Origin of the sequence: Burkholderia metallica, assembly GCF_902832845.1 — a bacterium.
GTDB lineage: Bacteria > Pseudomonadota > Gammaproteobacteria > Burkholderiales > Burkholderiaceae > Burkholderia > Burkholderia metallica.
Window position 1 is genome coordinate 280,774 of record NZ_CADFDB010000009.1, and the last position, 16,298, is coordinate 297,071.

The 16,298-nt window shown below is 68.7% G+C and carries 15 protein-coding genes; 6 read left to right on the forward strand and 9 right to left on the reverse strand.

The window, feature by feature from the left end; translation table 11 throughout:
• Positions 1-103 precede the first annotated feature (103 nt).
• The 4 genes from HWX08_RS24610 to HWX08_RS24625 all read left to right on the forward strand — a co-directional run bounded on the left by HWX08_RS24610 (position 104) and on the right by HWX08_RS24625 (position 4,675).
• A complete protein-coding gene (locus tag HWX08_RS24610; protein ID WP_404822586.1) occupies positions 104-589 on the forward strand; it encodes a Csu type fimbrial protein in 486 nt (161 codons plus the stop codon).
• Positions 590-604: 15 nt separating this feature from the next.
• A complete protein-coding gene (locus HWX08_RS24615; protein WP_174921351.1) occupies positions 605-1,324 on the forward strand; it encodes a fimbrial biogenesis chaperone in 720 nt (239 codons plus the stop codon).
• A gap of 94 nt (positions 1,325-1,418) precedes the next feature.
• Positions 1,419-3,716: a fimbria/pilus outer membrane usher protein gene (locus HWX08_RS24620; protein WP_244122767.1), complete on the forward strand. Its 2,298-nt coding sequence runs from the start codon at positions 1,419-1,421 to the stop codon at positions 3,714-3,716.
• Positions 3,713-4,675, forward strand: coding sequence for a Csu type fimbrial protein (locus HWX08_RS24625; protein WP_174921353.1), 963 nt, complete (start codon positions 3,713-3,715; stop codon positions 4,673-4,675). The genes HWX08_RS24620 and HWX08_RS24625 overlap by 4 nt, the downstream gene beginning before the upstream one ends.
• Before the next feature lie 65 nt (positions 4,676-4,740).
• On the opposite strand, the gene HWX08_RS24630 is transcribed toward HWX08_RS24625, so the two are convergent.
• The 4 genes from HWX08_RS24630 to HWX08_RS24645 all read right to left on the reverse strand — a co-directional run bounded on the left by HWX08_RS24630 (position 4,741) and on the right by HWX08_RS24645 (position 8,829).
• A complete protein-coding gene (locus tag HWX08_RS24630; protein ID WP_157126722.1) occupies positions 4,741-5,028 on the reverse strand; it encodes a hypothetical protein in 288 nt (95 codons plus the stop codon).
• A 107-nt stretch (positions 5,029-5,135) separates the two neighbouring features.
• Positions 5,136-6,158, reverse strand: a complete 1,023-nt coding sequence (locus HWX08_RS24635) for a histone deacetylase family protein (protein ID WP_174921354.1) — start codon at positions 6,156-6,158, stop codon at positions 5,136-5,138.
• Positions 6,159-6,215: 57 nt separating this feature from the next.
• Complete coding sequence (locus tag HWX08_RS24640) at positions 6,216-7,487, reverse strand: Zn-dependent hydrolase (protein WP_069256258.1); 1,272 nt, start codon at positions 7,485-7,487, stop codon at positions 6,216-6,218.
• A gap of 31 nt (positions 7,488-7,518) precedes the next feature.
• Positions 7,519-8,829 (reverse strand): MFS transporter, encoded by a 1,311-nt coding sequence (locus tag HWX08_RS24645; RefSeq protein ID WP_174921355.1) that lies wholly within the window; start codon positions 8,827-8,829, stop codon positions 7,519-7,521.
• Between the two features lie 191 nt (positions 8,830-9,020).
• Here HWX08_RS24645 and HWX08_RS24650 point away from each other — a divergent pair, with 191 nt between their 5' ends.
• A complete protein-coding gene (locus HWX08_RS24650) occupies positions 9,021-9,977 on the forward strand; it encodes a LysR family transcriptional regulator (RefSeq protein ID WP_069256256.1) in 957 nt (318 codons plus the stop codon).
• 66 nt (positions 9,978-10,043) lie between these two features.
• Here the strand turns inward: HWX08_RS24650 and HWX08_RS24655 are convergent, their stop codons facing one another.
• The 5 genes from HWX08_RS24655 to speB form a co-directional block, all read right to left on the reverse strand.
• Positions 10,044-11,114 (reverse strand): porin, encoded by a 1,071-nt coding sequence (locus HWX08_RS24655; protein WP_174921356.1) that lies wholly within the window; start codon positions 11,112-11,114, stop codon positions 10,044-10,046.
• Between the two features lie 161 nt (positions 11,115-11,275).
• Entirely contained in the window at positions 11,276-12,706 is a 1,431-nt protein-coding gene (locus HWX08_RS24660; protein ID WP_069256254.1) for a purine-cytosine permease family protein, read from the reverse strand.
• A gap of 303 nt (positions 12,707-13,009) precedes the next feature.
• Positions 13,010-13,687, reverse strand: coding sequence for an SOS response-associated peptidase family protein (locus tag HWX08_RS24665; protein WP_174921357.1), 678 nt, complete (start codon positions 13,685-13,687; stop codon positions 13,010-13,012).
• Between the two features lie 123 nt (positions 13,688-13,810).
• Positions 13,811-14,275: a GNAT family N-acetyltransferase gene (locus tag HWX08_RS24670; protein WP_174921358.1), complete on the reverse strand. Its 465-nt coding sequence runs from the start codon at positions 14,273-14,275 to the stop codon at positions 13,811-13,813.
• Positions 14,268-15,236, reverse strand: coding sequence for an agmatinase (gene speB / locus HWX08_RS24675; protein ID WP_174921359.1), 969 nt, complete (start codon positions 15,234-15,236; stop codon positions 14,268-14,270). Before speB ends, HWX08_RS24670 begins: the two co-directional genes overlap by 8 nt.
• A gap of 126 nt (positions 15,237-15,362) precedes the next feature.
• On the opposite strand from speB, the gene HWX08_RS24680 reads away from it, so the two are divergent.
• Positions 15,363-16,280: a LysR family transcriptional regulator gene (locus HWX08_RS24680; protein WP_174921360.1), complete on the forward strand. Its 918-nt coding sequence runs from the start codon at positions 15,363-15,365 to the stop codon at positions 16,278-16,280.
• Positions 16,281-16,298 lie beyond the last annotated feature (18 nt).

Genomic DNA, 16,298 nt, shown 5'->3' on the forward strand with positions numbered 1-16,298 from the left:
GGCATGCCGTGGCACGCGAAGCGCGGCATAAATCCAATGAAAAACCGCTCGATGAGGGATCCGTGTGAAAGTCGCCATCGCTTCCACGACATTGTCACTCGCGCTGTCGATCGGCCTGTCGACACCTGCAGCCGACGCGGCCACCTATTCGAACGGCACCGCGACCGCCACCTTCAACGTCACGCTGACGCTGCAGCCGAACTGCACGATCGCCGCGAACCCGCTGGCGTTCGGCACCAACGGCGTGCTGGCCACCGCGATCAACCAGCAGACGACCGTCAGCGTCACGTGTACCAACACGACGCCGTACAACGTCGGCCTCGACGCGGGCACGGTCACGGGCTCGAGCGTCGCGAGCCGCCTGATGGCCGGCACGTCGACCGGCAACACGACGACGACCGTCGGTTTCCAGCTCTATCAGGACGCCGGGCGCACGACGATCTGGGGCAACACGCAAGGCACGAACACCGTGGCCGGCACCGGCACGGGCGCCGCGCAGGCGTTGACCGTCTACGGCCAGGTGCCCGCGCAGGCGACGCCGAAGCCGGACACCTATCAGACGACCGTCACCGCCACCGTCTACTTCTGACCGGCGCCGCCACGCATGACCGCATTCCGTCGAACGCTCGCCGCGCTGCTGTGCGCGGCCGGCGCCGCGCACGCCGCGTCGCTGCAGATTTCCCCCGTCACGATCGAACTCGGCGCCGACGACACGGCCACCGGCATCACGCTGCGCAATCCGGGCGAGCGCCCGGTGTACGGCCAGGTACGCGTGTTCCGCTGGGACCAGGCCGACGGGCAGGACACGCTGACGCCCACGCAGGATCTCGTCGCGAGCCCGCCGCTGATCGAGGTCGGCACGCAATCGGAGCAACTGATCCGCGTCGTGCGCGCGGCGCGCACGCCCGCCGGCATCGAGCAGAGCTACCGGCTGCTGATCGACGAGCTGTCGCCGCCCGGCGAGGCGCCGACCAACGGCGTGTCGATCCGGTTGCGCTATTCGATTCCGGTGTTCGTCGAACCCGCCGCCCAGGGCGCGCCGCAACTCGACTGGACGCTGCTGCGCAGCAACGGCGGCTGGATGCTGCGGGTGCGCAACGGCGGCGCGCGCCGCGCGCAACTGGCCTCGGTCGAGCTCGTGACCGGCGACGGCCATGCGTATCCGCTCACGCGCGGGCTGCTCGGCTACGCGCTCGCGGGCCGCACGGGCCAGTGGAGCGTGCCGCTGCCGGCCGGCGTCGCGCTCGGCGGCAAGGTCACGGTGCGGGCGGCCGTCAATTCGCAGCCGGCCAGCGCGGTCGTCGTGGTGGAGCCGCCGGGCTAGACCGCCGGTGCGCCGCCCGGCCTCGCCCCCTTCGCCACGCGCCGGCACGGTTCCGACCGACGGACGGAGAACGTCGCGGCACGCCCGGCGCATCGTGCTCGCGGCCGTCGTGGCCGGCCGCCTGCTCGTGCACGGCGCGGCTCGCGCGGACGAACCGGCGGCGCTCGTGATGACCGACAGCGTGCACGACGTGATCCTCGAAGTGAGCATCAACGGCGAAAGCACTGCGCTGCTCGCGCACTTCCGCGAGCGCGACGGCCACCTGTCGGCAAGCGGCGCCGACCTGCGCACGATCGGCGTCGCAACCGACCGGCTCGGGATCGCCGACGCGGCGAGCGTCGACCTCGACACGATTGCCGGCCTGCGCTACCGCTACGACGCGGCGCGCCAGAGCGTCGACCTGCAGATGGCCGACCCGCTGCGCCGCCCGTACGCGGTCGACAGCCGCGCGTTGCCGGCCACGCAGGCGGCCAGCGCGTCGCGCGGCGTCGCGATCAACTACGAGGCGTACGCGCAGACGATCGGCGACCGGCAGGTCTCGCTCTACACCGACGTGCGCTACTTCGATCCGTACGGCGTGTTCAACACCACCGGCACCGCGTATTTCTACAACGGCCAGCGCCGCTATACGCGCTTCGATACGTCGTGGAGTCGCTCGGACCCGGCGCGGCCGAGCACCACGCAGATCGGCGACGCGATCTCCGGATCGCTCGCCTGGACGCGCTCGGTGCGCTTCGGCGGCGTCCAGTGGCGCAGCAACTTCGCGCTGCGGCCCGACCTCGTGACGTTTCCGATTCCGTCGCTCTCGGGCTCCGCCGCGGTGCCGTCGGCGGTCGACCTGTACATCAACAACGTGCGCCAGTACACCGGCAACGTGCCGAGCGGACCGTTCATCATTCACGACGTGCCGGGCATCACCGGCGCCGGCCAGGCGACCGTCATCACGCGCGACGCGCTCGGGCGCACCGTCGCGACGTCCGTGCCGCTCTACGTCGACACGCGCATGCTGTCCGCCGGGCTGTCGAGCTATTCGTTCGAGGCCGGCTTCCTGCGCCGCAACTACGCGCTGCAGTCGTTCGACTACGACGCGCGGCCGGCCGTCAGCGGCTCGATGCGGCGCGGCGTCACGCAGGCGCTGACCGTCGAGGGGCATGCGGAGGCGACCGGCGGCGTATTCAACGCGGGCGTCGGCGCGCTGGTGCGGCTGGGCTATGCGGGCGTCGTGAGCGGCGCGGTGGCGGGCAGCGTCGGCCGCTATCCGGGCACGCAGGCGAGCGTCGGCTACCAGTTGATCGAACCGCGCTTCTCGATCAACGCGCAGACGATCCGCGCGTTCGGCCGCTACGGCGACCTGGCGTCGCGCGACGGCGCGCCGGTGCCGTCGGCGACCGACCAGGCGACGCTCGCGCTGCCGTTCATGCATCGCCAGACGCTGTCGCTCAGCTATATCGGCTTCCGGCTGCCGCAAGGCCCGAGCGCGCGGATCGGCACGGTGTCGTACACGCTGAGCTTCGGCGATCTCGCGTCGCTGAGCGTGAGCGCGTACCGCGATTTCGCGCAGCAGGGGGCGAACGGCGCGTTCGTGTCGCTGAACATCGGGCTCGGCCGCAACACGTCGATCAATGCGACCGTGGGCCGCCAGCGCGGCCAGTCGAACTACACCGTCGATGCGAGCCGCCCGCCCGACTACGACGGCGGCTGGGGCTGGGGCGTACAGACCGGCGGCACGGGCGCTGCGCCCTACCGGCAGGCGCAACTGCGCTATCTCGGGCATGCGGGCGAAGTCATCGCGGCCGCGCAGAACATCGACCGCCAGAGCGGCGCGTCACTCGACGTCAGCGGCGCGCTTGTGTTCATGGACCGCAGCCTGCAGGTGTCGCGCCGCATCGACGACGGCTTCGCGCTCGTGTCGACCGACGGCGTCGCGGGCATTCCGGTGCTGCACGAGAACCGCGTGATCGGCACGACCGATCGCGCAGGCCACCTGCTCGTGCCCGACCTGAATGCGTACCAGAACAACCAGATCGCGATCGACGCGATGAAGCTGCCCGCCGATGCGCGGATCGCCCGCACGTCGATGACGGTCGTGCCGCAGGCGCAGTCGGGCGTCGTCGCGCATTTCGGCGTATCGCGCTATCGCGCGGCGTCGGTGATCCTGCGCGACGCCGCGGGGAAGCCGCTGCCGGCCGGCGCGCACGTGCATCACGCCGAAAGCGGCGCAAACACGATCGTCGGCTACGACGGCCTCACGTTCATCGACGGGCTGAAGGACGACAACCATCTCGTGATCGACTACGGCACGCAGCGCTGCGCCGCGGAATTCGCTTTCACCGCGCCCGGCAACGGCACGCTGCCGACGGTCGGCCCGCTCACCTGCCGGGCGGCGCCATGAGGATCGTCCTGCTGCTCGTCGTTGCGCTCGTCGCGTGGTGCGGCGTGCCGCGACACGCGCAGGCCGACACGTGCTCGGCCACCGCGTCGACCGTGAGCTTCGGCTCGGTCAGCCCGATCTCGCGCGCGTCGGTCGCCACCACCGGCACCGTCAGCATCACGTGCACGTGGTCGGCCGTCACGCTGACGCCGAACGTGCTCGTGTGCCTGAATCTCGGCGGCACGAGCCCGCGCAGCCTCGCGAACGGCCCCAACGAGATGCGGTATGACCTCTATCTCGATGCCGCGCATTCGGTCGCGTGGGGCTCCATTTCCTCCGGCACGACGCCCGCGTCGGTGACGCTCACGAAACCCGCGCTCGGCACGAGCGCGAGCGCCACGGTCACGATCTACGGACAGATCACGTCGAACCAGCCGACCGTGCCGACGAACGGCAACAACACGACGACCTACTCGCAAAACTTCGGCGGCAACATGACGTCGCTCAACGCGGGGTTCTACCTGCTCGGTGCGCCGACCTGCGCGTCGCTGACAACGTCGAACGGCGCCTTCCCGTTCAGCGCGACCGCCAATGTGGTCAACAACTGCAACATCAGTGCGACCAACGTCAGCTTCGGCACCGCGAGCGTGCTGTCGGGCGCACTCGCGGCGACCGGCTCGATCACCGCGCAGTGCACGAACGGCGACGCGTGGAAAATTGCGCTGAACGGCGGCAGCACCGGCAGCGTGACCGCGCGACAGATGCAGCGCAGCGGCGGGGGCGGCACGATCGGCTACGGGCTCTATACGGACGCCACGCACGCGGTCACGTGGGGCGACGGCACGGGCGGCAGCGCAACGGTCACGGGGGTAGGCACGGGCACGTCGCAGGTCGTGACCGTGTACGGCGCGGTGCCGGTGCAGGCGACGCCCGCGCCCGGCAACTACAGCGACACGATCACCGCGACGATCAGTTTCTAGCGTTCGGTCCGGCGGCGGGCGACGGGCGGCGGGCTACGGACGCGGGCGCACGTGCCGCGCGCTGCTCAGAACGTGACGGTCCACGTGGGCAGCGCGCCCGCGCCGATGCTGCGCGGCGCCGACCGCGCATCGGGCGGCGGCGCGTGGCTGACCACGAACGGCGTACCGTGCGCGCAACTGACGCTCGGCATGTCGGCATCCGCAGCCCGCGTCACGCCTACGCCGATCGCGCAGATTTCGGGAATGGTGAGACTGACTCGCAGCGGAATCGTCGGCTCGGCCGCGCTGGCGAGCGACCCTGCGCCCAACGCCGCGAGCGCGATCGCAGCGCGTCTGATTTGGCCGGCTGTCATCGTTCGGCTCTCCTTCGTGCATTCATCCAGCCTATGCGCGAATTATCGGCGAGCGTGCGGAAAACTTGAACCCGCACGCACCCGATCGCCGCCCCTCGCGTCGCCGGTCAGCGCGCGGCGCCGAACCCGCCGAAAAATGCACGCGCGTTCGCGTCGAGGCTCGCAAGGTGATAGCCGCCTTCCTGCACGATCACCGTCGGCAATCCGAGCGCGCCGATCGCGCCGCCGAGCCGCCCGAAACCGTCGGTCGTCACGGCCACCTGCGACTGCGGATCGTCCTGGTAGATGTCGAAGCCGAGCGCGAGCACGAGCGCATCGGGCTGGAACCGCGCGAGCGCGCGCAGCGCGTCGTCGAGCCGCTCGAAGAACGTCGACTCCGGCGCGCCGTGCGGCATCGGCAGGTTGAGGTTGAAACCGTCGCCGGCGCCGCTGCCCGTCTCGTCCTCGTAGCCCGCGACGACCGGGTAAAAGTTGGTCGGATCGCCGTGGATCGACACGTACAGCACGTCGTCGCGACCGTAGAAGATCTCCTGCACGCCCTGCCCGTGATGCATGTCGGTATCGAGGATCGCAACCCGGCGGTAGCGGCCGAGCAGCGACTGCGCGGCGATCGCCGCATTGTTCAGGTAGCAGAAGCCGCCGGCCGCATCGCGGCGCGCGTGGTGGCCGGGCGGCCGGCACAGCGCGTAGGCATCGCGCGCGCCGTCGTTGACGTCGGCCGCGGCCGCCAGCGCGCCCTGCGCGGACCAGTACGCGGCGCGCCATGTGTTCGGCCCGACCGGGCAACTGCCGTCGGCGAGGTAGCGCGCGGCTTTCGCGAGGATGCCGCGCAGCGGGTTCGGATCGCGCACGAACACGTTCGACATCACTTCGTCGCCCCAGTCGTCGGGCATCCGCTTCCAGTCGCGGTGCGCGTCTTCCAGAAAGCGCAGGTAGTTCATGTCGTGCACGGCGGCGATCGGCGCGGTGCCGCGGTCGGCCGGCTCGCACACGTCGAAGTCGAGCGACCGGACGGCCGCGACGAGCCGCGCCGCGCGCTCGGGCACTTCCTGCGGCTCGCGCATTTGACCGCGCGACAGGTAGCTGCGCGGATGGTGCAGCAACTGCTCGGGATGGAAATAGGTCTTCATCGTTCGCCCTCGTCGGTTTTTCGATTCGTCGCTTCGTCGATTCGTCGGCTCGCCGCGTCACGCATCCTGCGTCGCGGCCGCGACGGCGGCACGCGTCGAAACGCCGGCACGCGCGAGTACCGCATGAAGCAGCACGTTCGTGCCGCGCGTCACGTCGTCGGGCAGCGCATCCTCGGCTTCGTTGTGCGACAGGCCGTCGACGCACGGGATGAACACCATCGCGGTCGGGACGCGGCGCGCGAGCAGGATCGCGTCGTGTCCGGCGCCGCTGACGATCCGCTCGTTCGGATAGCCGAACGCTTGCGCCGCCTGCGCGACGCGTTCGACGCAGTCGCGGTCGAACGGCGTCGCCGGGCTGCGCCAGCAGGTGTCGATCGCGACCTGCACGCCGCGTGCGGCGGCCACGCGTGCGCACGCGTCGCGCAATTCGCGCTCCATCGCATCGACCTGCGCATCGTCGTGATGGCGCAGGTCGACCGTGAACGTCACGTCGCCGGCAATGGTGTTGCGCGACGCGTTGCGGATGCCGACCTGCCCGATCGTCGCGAGCCCGCGCGGCGCATGACCGGCGACGATCCGTTCGAGTTCGAGCGCCATCTGCGCGCTCGCGAAATACGCGTCCTTGCGATACGGCATCGGCGTCGTGCCCGCGTGCGCGGCCACGCCCTTCACCGTGACGTCGAGCCAGCGGATCGCCTGGCCGCCCGTGACGACGCCGATCGTCGTGCCGTTCGCCTCGAGCACGGGGCCCTGCTCGATATGCGCTTCGAAGTACGCATCGACCGCGCCGCCCAACGCGCGCGTGCCGCGGTAGCCGCACGCGTCGAGCGCCGCGCCGAGCGTGACGCCGTCGGCATCCTGCTTCGCGAGCGCTTCGTCGAGCGGCAATGCGCCGGTGAACACGGCCGAGCCGAGCATCGCCGGCGCGAAACGCGCGCCCTCCTCGTTGGTCCACGACACGATTTCCAGCGGCTTGACGGTCGCGATGCCCGCGTCGTTCAGCGTGCGCACGAGTTCGAGCGCGGCGAGCACGCCGTAGACGCCGTCGAAGCGGCCGCCTTCGGGCTGCGTGTCGAGATGGCTGCCGATCAGCACCGGCGCGGCCTGTGCATCGGTGCCGTCGCGCCGCGCGAACAGGTTGCCGACCGCGTCGACGCTCACCGTCATGCCCGCGTCGCGGCACCACTGCGCGAACAGGTCGCGTCCGCGTCGGTCGTCGTCGGTGAGCGCGAGGCGCCGCACGCCGCCGCGCGGCGTCGCGCCGATGCGCGCCATGTCGGCGAGGCTCTGCCACAAGCGGGCGCCGTCGATTTCCAGCAGGTCTTTCATGGGGACTCCGGATGAATGCGTATGTTGAGTTTCACTGCGAGCCGAGCGCTTCGGCAGCAGCCGGCCGCGCCGCTCGACGCGCGTCGAGCGCGACGATGCAAAGCAGCGAGATGCCGGCGAGACACGTGTAGAACACCGCGAGCGGCCACCACTGGCCCGCGAAACGATGCGCGAGCCACGTGCCGACGAGCGGCGTCAGCCCGCCCGCGAGCGCGCCGCAGATCTGGTACGCGAGGGAGATCGCCGAATAGCGCACGTGCGCGGGGAACACGTCGCTCACGAAGCCCGCGATCACCGAATAGAAACCGGCCATGCAGACCACCGCGAGCGCGATGCCCGCGATCAGCGACGCGGACGTGCCGCCCTGCACGAGCATGAACATCGGATACGGCGACAGCATCGCGAGCAGCGCCGCGAGCTTCAGGAAGCGCGCGCCGCCGATGCGCTCGGCGATCCACGCGGCGATCGGCTGCGCGACGAACTGGATGATCGCGACCGCGAACAGGCTGTCGAGGATCAGCGAGCGCGACACGCCGACGTACTGCGTCGTGTACGCGATCATGAACGTGTTCGTGAAATAGACGCCCGCGATGCCGATCGTGTTCGCGCCGATGCAGAGCGCCACGAGCCCCGACGCGGAGCGGAACACTTCGGCGACCGGCAGCTTCACCGTGCGGTTGGTTTCCTTCACGCGCGCGAATTCCGGCGACTCGTTCACGCCGAGCCGGATCAGGATGCCGACCACGAGCAGCACCGAACTCGCGAGAAACGGCAGGCGCCAGCCCCATGCGAGGAAGTCGGCCTTGTCCATCGACGTGACCGCGCGAAACGCGATCAGCGACAGGATCAGCCCGGCCGGGCTGCCGAGCTGCGCGAACGACGCGAAGAACGTGCGGCGCCCCTGCGGCGCATGCTCGCCCGCCATCAGCACCGCGCCGCCCCATTCGCCGCCCACCGCGATGCCCTGCACGACGCGCAGCGCGACGAGCAGCACCGGCGCGAGCAGGCCGACCTTCGAATAGTCGGGCAGCAGCCCGACGCAGACGGTCGCGACGCCCATCATCATCAGCGTCGTCATCAGCGCCTTCTTGCGGCCGATGCGATCGCCGAGATGGCCGAAGATCACGCCGCCGAGCGGCCGCGCGAAGAAGCCGACCGCGAACGTCGCGAACGACGCCATCGTGCTGACGAAGCGGTCGTGCGACGGGAAGTAGAGTTCGCCGAACACGAGCGCGGCGGCGGTCGCGTAGATGTAGAAGTCGTACCACTCGATCATCGTGCCGATGAATGCGGCCGTCGCGGCACGCCCCGGCTGGCGGGGGGAAGGAAGGGACTGGGTCATGCGGGCTCCTGACGCGCGCCGCTGCGACGCGACACGCCATATCGTGAAGACGGCCGTCTGACGCGACCTCGCACCGCACGCTGCGGCACCCCTCCTTTATCGGCGACCGCAAATCATTAGTCAAATTTCAAGTTATTATTCGCCGTATAAATTCAACTAATGTCCGACTTGATCACTCGCCCGGAGACCCGATGCGCCCCGACCTCGCGCCGTTCCTGAACGACCGTCTCGACTGGAACCTGCTGCGCACGTATCTCGTGATCATCCAGGAGCGCAGCGTGAGCCGCGCGGCCGCGCGGCTGCACGTCACGCAGCCGGCCGTGAGCCAGGCGTTGCGGCGGCTCGAGGACACGCTCGAGCGCAAGCTGATCGAGCGGCGCGGCACGCACTTCGCGCCGACGCCGGCCGGCGAAGCCGTCTACCGGATCGCAAGCGACATCTACGGCGGCATCTCGCGCCTCGAAACCGAAATCGACGACAGCACGGCAGATCTCACCGGTTCGATCCGGCTGCTGACGGTGAGCCGCATCGAGTCGCCCGTCTACGACGAATTCCTCGCGGACTTCCATCGCGCGTATCCGCGCATCGATCTGCAGATCGAAGTGATGCGCTCGTCGGACATTCTTTCGTCGCTGCTGCAGAAGACGGCCACGGCCGGGCTCGGCCTGTGCCGCACGCCGCACGACAAGCTGGAGATGCGCTGTTTCCTGCGCCAACGCTATGCGATCTACTGCGGCCGGCATCACCGGCTGTTCGGGCAGACGCAGTTGCGGATGGACGATCTGCTCGCGGAGAATTTCGTGTCGTTTACGAGCGACCAGATCGGCGACAGCCTGTCGCCGCTCACCGTGTTTCGCGACCAGCGGGGTTTCACCGGGCGGATCGTCGCGTCGTCGCCGAGCCTCGAGGAAGTGCGGCGGCTGATCTTCGCCGGTTACGGCATCGGCTGCCTGCCCGAGCACATCGTGCGCGACGACATCGCGCAGCAGCGGCTGTGGCGGCTGCCGCCGGACGACGGGCTCGTCGACGTCGACGTGTTCCTGCTGTGGCATCGCGACCGCAAGATGAATGCGGCCGAGCACGCGTTTCTCGACGCGATGGAGCGCTGCATGCAGCGCTATTCGCTTGCGGAGCGGCTGGGGAAATGACGGCGCGATAGCGCGGCGGCGCCCGCGGAAAGCGCCGGGCGCACGCGGCCCGGCGCGTCGGTCTCGTCAGAACCGATGCACGACGCCGAGCTGCACGCCGCGCGCATTCGCGCCCGGATACGCGAGCGGCAGGCCCGGGTTCGCCGCACCGGCGAGCGTATAGCCGGCCTGGTTGCGGTTGCGCAGGTACGACAGCGCGCCGTAGAAACTCGTGCGCTTCGACAGGTCGTATTCGTACATCAGCCCGAGCTGGTCCGCATGGTTGCCCTGCGACGACTGGTCGTGCAGGTACGCGTAGCCGAGCGCCACGTAGTTCGCCGGATTGAACTGGTATTTGACCGACAGCCCGTACACGCGCGAATCGATGCCGAGATCGGCCCACTTCACCGCGGAGAAGCCGCCGTACACGCTCGCCTTGCCGATCGCGTACGACGCGCCGGCCATGATCGTGCGATCGGTCGTGGTCGCCGTCGCGTTCTTCAGCCACTGGCCCGCGACGAACGCACCGAACGGCCCGTGTTCGTAGGTCAGATCGAACTGCTGGCTGGAGCCTGCCGAGCGCGCGCCGCCCGCATCGCCGAACCCGAAGTACAGCCCGCCCTGGAAGCCCGCGATCTCGGGGCTCTGGTACGACAGCGTATTGCTGGTGCGAAACGCGAACACGGTCAGGTTGTCCATGCCGGACGCCTGCGTGACGCCGCCGAACGCATCCTGTCCGCCCTGATCGTTGAACAGCGGCGAATTCTGGCGGCCCGCACGCAGCTTGCCCCACTGCCCCGCGACGCCGACCCACGCCTGCCGGTTGAACAGCGTGCCGGAACTTGCCAGCGAGCCGTCGTTCGGGTTGAAGCCGTTCTCCAGCGCGAACTCGATCTTCTGTCCGCCGCCGATATCCTCGCCGCCCTTCAGCCCGAACCGGCTGCCCCACTGGCCGCCCGAATTGATCGCGGCCGTATAGCCGTTGCCCGTATTCACGACCTGCGCGAATTCGTCGATCACGCCGTACAGCGTGACGCCGTCCTGCGCGAACGCTGCGCCCGAACCGGCGACGCACACTGCCGCCACCGTCACCCGAAAGCCGGCGTGCGCGATCCGCGCCCGGCGATCGCTGCCGCGGGCCGTCATATATTTAGTCATACTATTCAATTGATCAGGAATGAAACGACGCCGTGCGTGGCAGTCATGCCGCACCGGCATCGCTGGAAAGTAAATCTGAGAGCGCGCCCGACGCAGGCCGCGCCCGGCTCGACGCGACACTCGGGCCGGCAGCCGGCCGGCCCGATGCGCGCGACGATTCGTCAGTGGTGAACTTCGCCGTGTTCGAGCGGCAGGATCAGGCGTTCGGGGATGCTGCGGCGCGACGCGCGCGCGCCGATGTAATACAGCACGGCCGGCACGACCAGGCCGAGAATCCACGAGATGTCGGTGCCGCCGAGCGCGTCGACGAGCGGCCCCGTGTAGATATGCGTCGACATGAACGGCAGCTGCACGAGAATGCCGACCACGTAGATCGCGATCGCCATCACGTTCCAGCGGCCGTAGCGGCCGTCCGGATCGGACAGCGCCGGCACGTCGTAGCGCGAGCGCGTGAAGCAGTAGTAGTCGACCAGGTTGATCGCGCTCCACGGCGTGAAGAACGCGAGCAGGAACAGGATGAACGCGGTGAATTCCTTCAGGAACGAGTGGCGGCCTGCGAGCGCGATGAGCGTCGACACGCAGATCATCCCGAAGATGTACACGAGACGGCTCTTCGACGACACGGCCCCCTTGCCGCGAAAGCCGCTGACGATCGTCGCCATCGACATGAAGCTGCCGTACGCATTGAGCGCGGTGACCGTCACCTTGCCGAACGCGATGCTGAAGTACAGCAACGCGGCCACGGCGCCCGTCGAGCCGAGGCCGACGATATAGGCCACCTCATGGTGCGCGAACTGGCTGCCGGCCAGCGCGGCCGCGAACACGCCGAACACCATCGCCGCCTGCGCACCGATCACCGAGCCCAGGCCGACCGCGACGAAGGTCGCGACCGACGACGTCGAACGCGGCAGGTAGCGCGAATAGTCGGCGACGTACGGGCCAAATGCTATCTGCCACGACGCGGACAGCGACATCGCGAGCAGGAAGCTCGCGACCGAGAAATGCCGGTTCGCCAGCAACGCGCCGATGTCGTGGTTCGCGAAGAGCTGCGTGAACATGTAGACGAACGCGGCGATGCCGATCACGCTCGCGATCCGGCCGACGGCATGGATCGCGCGATAGCCGAACACGGTCAGCACGACGATCACGGCCGCGAACAGCAGGATGCCGGCCGCGTCGTCGACGTGCAGCAACTGCGCGACGGCCTGGCCCGCCAGCACCGAGCCGCTTGCGGAAAAACCGATGTACATCAGGCACACGAGCACGATCGGAATCATCGCGCCGTAGACGCCGAACTGCACGCGGCTCGAGATCATCTGCGGCAGCCCGAGCTGCGGCCCCTGCGCGCCATGCAGCGCCATCACCGCGCCGCCGATGAACTGGCCGAGCAGCAGCGCGACCAGCGACCAGAACACGTCGCCGCCGAGCACGACGGCCAGCGCGCCCGTGACGATGGCCGTGATCTGCATGTTGGCCGACAGCCATAGCGTGAACTGGCTCAGCAAGCCGCCGTGGCGCTCGGCGTCGGGAATGAAGTCGATCGAACGGACTTCGATCAGGCCGCCGGCTTTTCCACTGGGATTCGTTGACACGGGAAAATCTCCAAGATACTCAGGACCACACATGGTTTGAACGAAACGGGAAGCTGCTAGCCGCGCTTTTCGGCTCTGCGGTGCGGGGCGCCGTGGATCGCCGGCATGCGCCACGCACGCACGGTCTGCGCACTGGCGCGCACGCGGCACGACGTGCGCCGACATAGCCAGCGGATGATCTTGTATATACAACTTGCGAGGTATCGGTGATTACCCGGAATCGGTCAATTTTGGAAATTGTCCGAATAATCGTGACGCGCCCTCCCGGCTTGATCGCAAGTCAGCCGTCGGAAAAATGAAAGGTCACGCGCCGGCGGGCGGTGCCTGATCGGGAGCGGCGGTCATGTCGTCGGCAGGGAGCAGGTTCAGCATGCGCCGCGCGGCCTCGATGTCGCGCACGTGCAGCCATTCGTCGTAATCGTCGCGGCGCAGGATCACGACGCCCCGCGTCTCTTCGCCGGGCCGATGCATCCGCGCGAACAGCGGATGCGCATCGGCGTTGACGGTGAGCATCGCCATGCCCACGCGTTCGCGGCCGTCGTCGTCTTCATGGCGCCGCCAGATGCCGGCGACGCAGTATGGCTGCCAGCCGTCGACGCCGATCCGGTGCCACACGTTGCGACCGGTTTCGTAGCAGGGCTCGAAGATCCAGCGCGCCGGAATCAGGCAGCGCTGGCCGTTGCGCCATGCGTTGCCGTAGAGCCGCGACGCGCCGACCGTTTCCGCCCGCGCGTTCACCGTATCGAGCTTCCTTTTCTTGCGGCCGTGCTCGTCGATCCGCTCGGGCTGCATGAATTTCGGCCAGAAGCCGAACACGGCCGCCGCGACCTCGAGGCCGTCGCCGTCGGCGCGCGCAATCGGCGCCGCGTAGTCGGGGTACACGTCGGGCGCCCACGGGTCGCGGCGGTACAGATCGCCTATGCCGAGCTTCAGTTCGCTGATGCCCGGATCTTCGTCAGGGGCGCGGTAGTGGGTGCACACGGCTCGTCGGTCGATGGAGGGAATGCTTCCATCGTAGGTCAGCGCACGTGCCGCGACCGCACGATCATTTTGTATGGCGAAACAATCTTGCGAATCGACGACGCGCCCGCGCCGTGCATGCCGTCACGCGGGCGGCCCGATCCGCAGCGTCAGGATTTCGTCGCCCGCGTCGTCGAGCGTCCCGGTGGGCGTCCAGCCAAGATGGCGGTAGAAACCGTACGAGCGCGACGCGGGATCGGTCGAACAGCCGAGAAACAGTGACGTGAAGCCGTTCGCCGCGAAATCATCGATCACGCGCCGCAGCAGCCGCTTGCCGATCCCCGCCCCCTCGTATGCCGGCAGGATCGCGAGCACGACGATCTCGCCCGAAACGGTATCGCCGAAGCAGTAGCCGACCATGCGCCCGTTAGCGCAGCAGACATGGCCCGAGAACCGGCCGTCGCGAATCCCGTCGCCCCAGCTTTCGGCGGTGATGCCGAGCGCGCGCAACTGCGCTTCGGTGAACGCGTTCTCGCGCGTGAGCGCGCGCAGCGCGATGCACGCGGGCGCATCGTCGGGCGCGGCCTTGCGCCAGGTGAGTTCAGTCATCGTTCGCTTGTTCCGTAGCCCGCCGCCTGCGCGACGCATACAGGCAGATCAGCTCCAGCGCGATCGTCGCGCCGGCGAGCGACGTGATTTCCGCGTGATCGTACGGCGGCGACACTTCGACCACGTCCATGCCGACGAGATTGATGCCTTCCAGATGGCGCAGGATCTCGAACGCCTGATGGCTCGACAGGCCGCCCGAAACCGGCGTGCCCGTGCCCGGCGCGAACGCCGGATCGAGGCAGTCGATGTCGAACGTCAGATACACCGGATGATCGCCGACGCGCTCGCGAATGCGCGCGGCGACCGCGGCCGGCGTCGACGCATGCACGCGGCGCGCATCCTGGATGTCGAAGCCCATCGGCTCGTCGTTGGTCGTGCGGATGCCGATCTGCGCGGAACGTTCGGGCACGACCCACCCTTCGCGCGCCGCGTGATAGAACATCGTGCCGTGATCGATGCGCTTCACGTCGCGATCGGGCCACGTGTCGGTATGCGCATCGAAATGCACGAGCGACAGCGGCCCGTGCACGTTCGCATGCGCCTTCAGCAGCGGATACGTGATGAAGTGATCGCCGCCGAGCGTGAGCATCGCGCAGCCGCGCGCGAGGATCGCGTCGGCATGCCGCTCGATCGCGCCCGGCACCGATTCCGGCTGGCCGAGATCGAATGCGCAATCGCCGTAGTCGACCGCGGCCAGCACGTCGAACGGATCGAACGGCCACGGCCACGGGCGCTCCCACGCAATCCCCGTCGACGCGATCCGCAACCCGCGCGGGCCGAAGCGGGTGCCGGGCCGGTGCGACGCGGCGGAATCGAACGGCACGCCGGTGATCGCGAGATCGACGCCGTCGAGATCGCGGCTGAAGCGGCGCCGCATGAAGCTCGTCGCACCCGCGAAGGTCGGTTCGGCCTGCGTGCCGTAGAGGCTGTCGCGCGTGAACGCGAAATCGTTCTGGCTCATCGTCGGATTCCTGTCTGAAGGGAACGGCCGCGCGGCTGGCGACCTCGTACCCGATTCTGCCGCTTCCGCATCCGACGAAAAATATGAACTAACATAAGCCAACTTCACGAAACGCGATGTATTGCCATGCTGACCCGCCTGAGAGACATGGATGTGCTGTTGCTGCGGCTCTTTCTGACGATCGTCGAAAGCGGCGGCTTCAGCGCCGCGCAGGGCACGCTCGGCATGGCGCCGTCGACGATCAGCACGCAGATGGCCAAGCTCGAGACGCGCCTCGGGTTCCGGCTGTGCGATCGCGGCAAGAGTGGCTTCCGGCTGACGCCGAAGGGTGAACGCGTGCTGCACTCGACGCGGCGGCTCCTGCACGCGATGGACGTGTTCACGCGCGATGCGCAGCACGTGTCGGGCACGTTGCTCGGCGAGCTGCGCATCGGGCTGTCCGAGCGGCTCGCACCGGACATCGTCGAATCGATCGCGGCGGCCGTCGGCGGCTTCCGCGAACGGGCGCCGGACGTGCTGATCGAGATGATCGCGGTGCCGCCCGACGAACTGGAGCGCCGGCTGCTCAAAGGCGAACTGCAGCTCGCGATCGGCTATTTCTCCGGCCACCAGGCCGGCCTGCACTACGCGCCGCTGTTCGTCGAAAACCAGTCGCTATATTGCGGCGCTCGCCATCCGTTGTTCGCGAAGAAAACCATGTCAGTCAACGACATCGCGCGCGCGAGCAACGTCGCGCGGCTCTACAAGACGCCCACGTCGGGCTCGGCGCTTCGCAACGCGCAGCCGACCGCGTTCTCCGAAAACGTCGACGCCGACGTGATCTTCATCCTGTCCGGCGCGCATGTCGGCTTCCTGCCCGACCACGTCGCGGCGCCATGGGTCGCCGCCGGCAAGATGCGCCGGCTGCTCGCGAGCAAGCTGAGCCATACGGTTGAATTCCAGCTCGCGACCCCGCGTAACTGCGACGGCAGCGAAGCGCTGGACGCGTTCACGGCGGCGCTCGCCGAACGGTTCGGCGGCCTCGACGGCTTCGCCGATCGGTAGCCGGCGCGAGCCGTCCGC